Source organism: Pseudomonas sp. 05T35 (genome assembly GCF_056396605.1).
Genome location: NZ_JBFTLU010000959.1, coordinates 1 through 471 on the forward strand (window position 1 = coordinate 1; position 471 = coordinate 471).

Consider the following 471-nt stretch of genomic DNA (forward strand, 5'->3'; position numbering starts at 1 on the left):
TGGATGGAGTTGCGCAAACTGTAGACGTCCAATCCGCGAAACTCGACTCGACGCTCGGGGGCGTGCTTGTGGTTGTATTGATGCAGCCAGTGGGCAAACGCTTTCACATCGGTGTTGCGCCACATCCAGGTCGGGAATCGGCTGAAGATGTGCCGTTTCCAGGCTGTATGGGCCAGCCCGCGAACATAATGGTCAACATGCGCGGCATCTGGCCAGTCCGCTTCAACCGCCACAATCGTGAACCCGTGCTGTTCAATCAATCGTTGAGTTATCGCCGCACGGGTTCGGTAGAAGTCGCTGGTGCCATGGCTGGCCTCACCGATCATCACCACGCGCGCATCGGCGTAACGGTCGAACATTTCACCAAAGGCGTCTGAATTCAAATCCGGCAGCGGTTCTGCATAGTGACGTAACAGAGGGGTAATAGTGGTTCTCGCAACAGTGCTGCGCGGACCGTAAAGTTTTTCCAGC

At 56.3% G+C, this 471-nt stretch carries 1 protein-coding gene; it reads right to left on the reverse strand.

What is annotated here, in order from left to right; genetic code table 11:
* A partial coding sequence (locus AC1DH9_RS30910; protein ID WP_477809556.1) for an erythromycin esterase family protein occupies nucleotides 1–470 on the reverse strand: 470 nt, incomplete at its 3' end.
* Nucleotide 471 lies beyond the last annotated feature (1 nt).